This window comes from Streptomyces sp. H39-S7, from assembly GCF_027158205.1.
GTDB lineage: Bacteria > Actinomycetota > Actinomycetes > Streptomycetales > Streptomycetaceae > Actinacidiphila.
In genome coordinates this window covers 114,391-120,882 of sequence record NZ_JAPVLU010000030.1, presented here as the reverse complement: position 1 = coordinate 120,882, position 6,492 = coordinate 114,391, and the positions used below count along the sequence as shown (strand labels likewise).

General features: G+C 72.3%; 5 protein-coding genes. 3 read left to right on the top strand and 2 right to left on the bottom strand.

The genetic code is table 11. From position 1 onward, the window contains the following. Positions 1-351: 351 nt before the first annotated feature. Complete coding sequence (locus tag O3X23_RS27070) at positions 352-801, top strand: PTS sugar transporter subunit IIA (protein WP_269274177.1); 450 nt, start codon at positions 352-354, stop codon at positions 799-801. A gap of 100 nt (positions 802-901) precedes the next feature. After that, positions 902-2,572, top strand: coding sequence for a phosphoenolpyruvate--protein phosphotransferase (gene ptsP / locus O3X23_RS27065; protein WP_269274176.1), 1,671 nt, complete (start codon positions 902-904; stop codon positions 2,570-2,572). An 80-nt stretch (positions 2,573-2,652) separates the two neighbouring features. Here the strand turns inward: ptsP and O3X23_RS27060 are convergent, their stop codons facing one another. Continuing rightward, the gene (locus O3X23_RS27060; protein WP_269274175.1) at positions 2,653-3,513 is read right to left on the bottom strand and encodes a hypothetical protein; all 861 of its coding nucleotides are present in this window, start codon (positions 3,511-3,513) and stop codon (positions 2,653-2,655) included. Between the two features lie 174 nt (positions 3,514-3,687). Beyond that, entirely contained in the window at positions 3,688-5,001 is a 1,314-nt protein-coding gene (locus O3X23_RS27055) for an MFS transporter (RefSeq protein ID WP_269274174.1), read from the bottom strand. A 77-nt stretch (positions 5,002-5,078) separates the two neighbouring features. Here O3X23_RS27055 and O3X23_RS27050 point away from each other — a divergent pair, with 77 nt between their 5' ends. Next, positions 5,079-6,407 (top strand): aminotransferase class I/II-fold pyridoxal phosphate-dependent enzyme, encoded by a 1,329-nt coding sequence (locus O3X23_RS27050; RefSeq protein WP_269274173.1) that lies wholly within the window; start codon positions 5,079-5,081, stop codon positions 6,405-6,407. Positions 6,408-6,492 lie beyond the last annotated feature (85 nt).

Below are 6,492 nucleotides of genomic sequence, written 5' to 3'. Positions count from 1 at the left end.
GTTTCTGCCTTTCGGCTTTCCCGCTGCACCCGACTTTAGCAGAAGCTTTTCGTCGGATTTACCGGCCAATTCAAGTCTGCCCTGGAAACATACGTTTCCGCGGCACTCGTCGAGGCGGTTGTGCCAAGGTACTGGACGCCTCCGCCCCGTGCAAATCGGCTACAGGGGTCCTTCGGCCCCTGATCGAGTGCGGTGAAGATGCCACACTGAGTGGTCGGGATCGATCACCCGATGGTCGGATCCGCTCGGGCGGAATCCATACTTCACATGACTTAGGCTGCTCAAGCGGCATCGCCGTCCGGTGACTGGTAGTGACGGCGTCTTTGAGCTCCGCATCTAGGAGGCTTCCCCATGACGATCGTTTCGTCTCCCCTGGCCGGACGGGCCATCGGACTGGCCGCTGTACCCGACCCGGTGTTCTCCGGCGCGATGGTGGGTCCCGGCACCGCCATTGACCCCGTGCGCGAGCCTTCGGCCGCGGTCTCCCCCGTGGATGGCGTCATCGTCTCCCTGCACCCGCACGCGTTCGTCGTCGTGGACGACGAGGGTCACGGTGTACTGACGCACCTGGGCATCGACACCGTTCAGCTCAATGGCGAGGGCTTCGAGCTGCTCGTCGCGAAGGGCGACACGGTTCAGCGGGGACAAGAGGTCATCCGCTGGAACCCGGCCGCGGTCGAGGCCGCCGGCAAGTCGCCGGTCTGCCCGGTCGTGGCGCTCGAGGCCACTGCCGAGGCGCTCAGCGATCTGGCCGCCGAAGGTGACGTCAAGGCCGGCGCCCAGCTCTTCGTCTGGCAGTAGTTCCCCCGCTCTACCCGCTGTACCCCAGGGGGCGTCAACGAGGACGTCGGAAGAATCTGAGCGACGGCACCGACCGTCGCAGTGACCGGAGACAGGTGAGATGGAGACAACGCTGCGAGGCGTCGGTGTCAGCCACGGTGTGGCGATCGGCGAGGTACGGCACATGGGTACCGCTGTTCTGGAGCCCCCGGCCAAGCAGATCCCGTCGGACGAGGCTCCGCGTGAGCAGGGCCGTGCCCGGCAGGCCGTCGAGGCTGTGGCAGCCGACCTGATCGCGCGGGGGAACCTGGCCGGCGGTGAGGCCCAGCACGTGCTGGAGGCCCAGGCCATGATGGCCCAGGACCCCGAGCTGCAGGCCGATGTCGAACGCCGGATCGCGGTGGGCAGTTCCGCCGAGCGCGCCGTCTACGACGCTTTCGCCTCCTACCGTGCGCTGCTGGCCAACGCGGGTGAGTACCTGGCCGGCCGGGTGGCCGACCTGGACGACGTCCGCAACCGCATCGTGGCCCGGCTGCTCGGCGTCCCGATGCCGGGTGTGCCGGACAGTGACGAGCCGTATGTACTGATCGCCCGGGACCTGGCGCCGGCGGACACCGCGCTGCTCGACCCGACCCTGGTCCTCGGTTTCGTCACCGAGGAGGGCGGCCCGACCAGCCACAGCGCGATCCTGGCGCGTGCCCTGGGTGTCCCGGCCGTGGTTGCGATGCCCGGTGCGGGCGAGATCGCCGAAGGCACCGTCGTCGCGGTGGACGGCAGCACCGGTGAGCTCTTCGTCAACCCGAGCGCCGAGAAGCGCGCGGAGCTGACCGAGGCCGCCGCCGCTCGCAGGGCCTCGCTGTCCGCGACCTCGGGTCCCGGTGCCACCTCCGACGGCCACAAGGTGCCGCTGCTCGCCAACGTGGGCGGTCCCGGCGACGTCCCCGCGGCGCTGGAGGCGGGCGCCGAGGGCGTGGGCCTGTTCCGCACCGAGTTCCTCTTCCTCGACGACTCCGCGAAGGCGCCGTCGGAGGAGAAGCAGGTAGAGGCGTACCGCAAGGTGCTCGAAGCGTTCCCCGAGGGCCGGGTGGTCGTGCGCGTGCTCGACGCGGGCGCCGACAAGCCGCTGGACTTCCTCACTCCCGCCGACGAGCCGAACCCGGCGCTGGGTGTGCGGGGTCTGCGCTCGCTGCTGGACCACCCCGACGTGCTGCAGACCCAGTTGCGGGCGCTGGCCAGGGCGGTTGACGGCCTGCCGGTGTATCTCGAGGTCATGGCGCCGATGGTGGCCGACCGTATCGACGCCAAGGCGTTCGCCGACGCGTGCCGCGAGGCCGGTCTGCAGGCGAAGTTCGGTGCGATGGTCGAGATCCCCTCGGCGGCGCTGCGGGCCCGGTCCATCCTCCAGGAGGTCGAGTTCCTGTCGCTGGGCACCAACGACCTGGCGCAGTACACCTTCGCCGCCGACCGCCAGGTCGGCGCGGTCTCGCGGTTGCAGGACCCCTGGCAGCCCGCGCTGCTCGACCTGGTGGCCCTGTCGGCGGACGCGGCCAAGGCCGAGGGCAAGAGCTGCGGTGTCTGCGGCGAGGCTGCGGCTGATCCGCTGCTGGCCTGTGTGCTCACGGGTCTGGGTGTGACGAGCCTGTCCATGGGTGCGGCCTCCATTCCTTATGTGCGCGCCACGCTCGCGAAGTACACGTTGGCGCAGTGCCGGCGTGCGGCGGCTGCCGCGCGCTCGACCGACACCGCCGACGAGGCGCGGCGTGCCGCGCAGGCGGTGCTGTCGGGCGAGTGACAGCCGCCGGCCACCCAGCCGGCAGCTTCGAGGGGCGTTTCACCGGATTCCGGTGGAGCGCCCCTCTCGCGTGGGGCTCCTCAGCCGTGCGGCGGCGGCCCGATGGGCAGGCCGGCCCGGTAGGTGACGCCGGGTTCCGGCGGTACCGGTTCGCCGGTTTCGGCGTCGGTGCAGTAGGCGTTGAAGACCTCCGCCTCGGTGAGCGGTTGCGGCCACCCGTCGCGGAGGGACCAGCCGCGTACCTCGTCCCGCCCGTCGCTGCCGGTGGACCTGATGACGATGCCCGCCGGACTGTCGCTGACGGCGGCCGCGGCGAGGACCGTGCAGAAGACCAGCGCGTCGGCCTCGGCGAAGTGGATTCGGCCCGACGCGGCGCGCTCCGTGGTGAGGACGGCGAGCAGCGGGGCGTCGTCCGAGCGCACGCTGCAGACCAGGTGGTGGATGCCGGCGCCGGCGGTCTCGATGAGTCCCACCAGTGCCCGGGAGGCCCGTTCGAAGGCGTGCCGGGCGAGTTCGCGCCCATCCGCCGTGCGGCCTTCCGCGGCGGTGAGGACGTCGGTGGCCCGGTCCCAGGCCGTTTGCCGGTCGGTCTCGTGGCCCAGTTCGGCGAGGAGGCGGCGTACGGGCTGCCCGCTGTAGGGGACGCCGGGCCCGCTCGCGGTGACGTCCGCGGTGTAGCGGGCGCGGGTGGCGGGGGTGTCCGGGTCGTGGCCGGTGTCGGCGCAGTACTCCGCGTACTCCTCGGGGTCGAAGAGGGTGACGGTGACGGACAACCCCTGGGAGAGCAGCGAGCGCAGCAGGCCGTCCATCTGCCGCAGGTACTCGGGGTGGTCCTCGCAGGGGAAGCCGCGGTGGCGGCGCATCGCGGCGAAGTCCCGTTCGTCGGCGAGCAGCGCGACGATGCTGGGGGCCTCCCTGCGCAGCGCGCGCCGCACGCTCACCCGGCGCGGGGTCCCGCCCTGCGAGGAAGTCCGCGAACGCCCCGGTGAACGCTTCGGTGTACGTCCGCTCGTGCGCGAACGGCTTCCCGTCCGGCCCCCGTTCCTCTTCCGGTTCCCGCTCCCGCGGCCGTTCCCGTTCCTGGTGTGTGCCATGGTTCCCCCTCGGCGCGACGATCAGTTCTCACTCACCGTAATCGGAGGCTCTGACAATCCGGACGGCACCGTCGCTTCCGTCGCTTTCTGTGTTGACCCGAGGCGCCGCAGGACCATGTGCTTCTGCAGGAACGCGGTCCCCGCGAGGGCCGTGCCGAGGCTGAGCCAGCCGAGCGGCCCCGCCGCTATGACCGCGGTCGTCATGATCAGCGGGCCGGCCGCGCGTTCGGCGGACTGGGCCAGTCCGTGCACACCGACGTACGCGCCCTGCGCGTCGTCGGGAGCGAGTGCCACGGACAGCTCCCACGAGACGGTGGCCTGGTACATCTCCACGAAGGTGAAGGCGACCGCGGCGACCAGCATCGCGGTGGTGGCCGCCCAGCGGGCGTCGACGACGGAGGCGGCCACGGCCGCTCCGCCGAGGAAGTAGCAGGCGGCGACACGCCACAGGGTGTTCGCGGCCAGCCGCGGTGTACGCCCGTGGCGGGAGAGCCGGACCTGGAAGAGCACCACGACGACGGTGTTGATGACGAAGAGCAGGGCGGCGAGCCCGTGCGGGGCGGTGGTGGCGCTGATGATCCACAGCGGCATGCCGACGCGCAGCACGGAGCCGTCGAGGAAGAGCAGGGCGTCGGTGGCGGCGTAGCCCAGGTAGCCGCGGTCGCGCCACGGGTTGGAGGACGGCGCCGGGCGGGCGGCGGGCGCTTCGGCCGGTGGCCCGGCGGCGGACGAGGCCACCGTCCGGGTGGCGGAGGGGGGTTCGGCGCAGCGGGCGACGAGTACGGCGACGACGCAGAAGGACAGGCTGTCGGCGAGCAGCAGGCCGCGGTAGACGGTGGCGCTGCCGAAGGCGAGGCCGACGGAGGCGCCGAGGCCGCCGAGTGTGTAGCCGACGTTGACGACGGTGCGCTGCACGGCCTGGTAGCGGGACCGGTCGGGGCCGGCGACGCGGGCGGCGTAGAGCTTGGTGAGTACCGAGGCGGAGCGTTCGCCGAGGCTGCCGAGTGCCACCAGGGGCAGCAGTTGCCAGAAGCCGTCGGCCACGAGCAGCAGCAGACCGGAGGCGGCGCGCAGCAGTTGGACGGCGAGCAGCAGCCGGGTGAGGGGGAAGCGGTCGGCGAGCCGGCCGGCGACGGGTGAGCCGGCGATGCCGACGGCGCCGGCCAGTCCCATCAGCAGTCCGATCTGTCCCGCGCTGAGGTGGGCGACGACCAGGAAGTACAGCGCCGTGACGCTCAGCCAGAGACCGGAGCCGGTCTTGTCGACGAAGTTGATCCGGAGCATCCGGCGGCCGTCGGGCCCTCCCGGTATCCGCGCCGCCATGCCCGTTCGCATGCCCGCCCCCATCGCCGGTCGCATCCGCACCCGTTCCCCCCTTGACGCCATGTTTGTATCAATACATACTGGCTAATGTGGCAACACAATATGCGATCAGTGGTACGACCGCCAAGGGCATTGCCGCTTCCGTCGAACGCGCGGTGGCGGACGGCTCGCTGCCCCCCGGCAGCGCCATGCCGCCGGTGCGCAGGCTCGCGGAGGAGCTCGGGGTGAGTCCGGGCACTGTGGCCACGGCCTACAAGGAGTTGCGGCAGCGCGGCATCGTGCTGACCCGCGGGCGCGGCGGGACGGTCATCGCCGAGGCGCCGGCCGTCGGCACCAGCGGTTCGCGCCGCCCGCCGAAGACCCCGGCGGGGGTACGGAGCCTGGCCGGCGGCCACCCCGATCCGGCGTTTCTGCCCGATCTGCTGCCGCCGGCCCGGGTGGTCCCCGGGCCCGGGTCGCACCGGACCTCGCCCCGGCTGCCGGAGCTGGAGGCGGTGGCCCGCCGCTGGTTCGAGCGGGACGGCGTACCGGCCGGGCAGGTGACGTTCGCCCATGGCGCGCTGGACTGCGTGGGCCGGCTGCTCTCGGCCGAACTGCGGCCGGGCGACGCCGTGGCGATGGAGGATCCGGGCTTCCACCGGCTGCTGGATCTCGCTCCGGCACTGGGGCTGCGCATCGTGCCGGTGGCGGTGGACGAGGAGGGGATGCGGCCGGAGGCGCTGCGGGCCGCGCTGCGCGCGGGGGCGAGGGCGGTGGTGTGCATGCCGCGCTCGCAGAGCCCGATGGGCGCGTGCTTCTCCGAGCGGCGCCGGGCGGAGCTGCTGGCGGTGCTGGCCGCCGCCCCCGAGGTGCTGGTCATCGAGGACGACTACACGGCGGACACCTCCGGCGTCCCGCTGCACTCCCTCACCACCGGCGGCCTGCCCCGCTGGGCGCAGGTCCGTACCGTGTCCAAGCATCTGGGCAGCGACCTGCGGTGGGCGGCGCTCGCCTGCGACGAGACGTCGCTGGCCCGGCACGACGGACTGCTGCTGCTCACCTCCGGCTGGGTGAGCCATGTGCTGCAGGAGACGGTGCTGCGGCTGCTGACCGATCCAGCGACGGCCGCGCTGGTGGCGCGGGCCGAAGCCGCGTACACCGCGCGCAGGGAGGCGCTGATCGGCGAACTGGCGCGCCGCGGCATCCCCGCGCACGGCCGCAGCGGGCTGAACGTCTGGGTTCCGGTCAGGGACGAGTCGGCGGTGGTCAACGGGCTCCGGTCGCACGGGTGGTGGGTCGCGGGCGGGGCCCGGTTCCGTACCGCGTCGGCTCCCGGGGTGCGGATCACCACGGCGGCCCTGCCGGTGGAGGACGCCGGCCGGCTGGCGGGCGATTTCGCGGCGGTGCTGGGCGAGTCGGAGAGCACCTACGGAGGCTGACGCGATTGACGGGTCGTCAGCGGCTCCTGACGTGAACCTTGACGTGCACCTGGCGGTCACGTATGCACGTACTGGGCGGCGTTGG

Coding starts and splice junctions, on each gene's coding strand:
- O3X23_RS27055 (WP_269274174.1), bottom strand. CDS start 5,001: ATGCGAACGGGCATGGCGGCGCGGATACCGGGAGGGCCCGACGGCCGC.
- ptsP (WP_269274176.1), top strand. CDS start 902: ATGGAGACAACGCTGCGAGGCGTCGGTGTCAGCCACGGTGTGGCGATC.
- O3X23_RS27070 (WP_269274177.1), top strand. CDS start 352: ATGACGATCGTTTCGTCTCCCCTGGCCGGACGGGCCATCGGACTGGCC.